Below are 417 nucleotides of genomic sequence, written 5' to 3'. Positions count from 1 at the left end.
ACGGCAAGAACACCTCAATAAACCGAATCCTTTGCAATAATACTCTCAATCTCTTGAGACCACCGAACCAAAGCCTCAGCCCGTTCTTCCCAATAGGGGTGTCGATTGTAAACTTCCATTACTCCCCCCATCGTGTGATTCAGTATCTTTTCCACGACAGGAATAGCGACGCCAAGTCCAGCCATCTTGGTGGCGGCAGTACGGCGAAGGTCATGAGGTACCCATTTATCAATGCCTACAACTTCTTGTGCCCTGTTGGCAGCACGACTAATAACCCTCTCAGTCATAGGGCTATCATTATCAGTGAAAGAAGGTAGCACCCAATCTGACTCGTCTCTAAGAGCATATAGTTCACTGAATAGCTTTATCGCCAGTGGAGACAAAGGAACTTTATGGGCCTTCCTGTTTTTTGAGTTT

The 417-nt window shown here is 46.5% G+C and carries 1 protein-coding gene; it reads right to left on the bottom strand.

The window, feature by feature from the left end; genetic code table 11:
• Positions 1-14: 14 nt before the first annotated feature.
• On the bottom strand, positions 15-417 hold a 403-nt coding region (locus A3735_RS11200), incomplete at its 5' end, for a tyrosine-type recombinase/integrase (RefSeq protein ID WP_156499623.1).

The organism is Oleiphilus sp. HI0061, assembly GCF_001635675.1.
The sequence above is the reverse complement of the archived record's forward strand: the minus strand, read 5'-3'. Positions and strand labels throughout refer to the sequence as shown.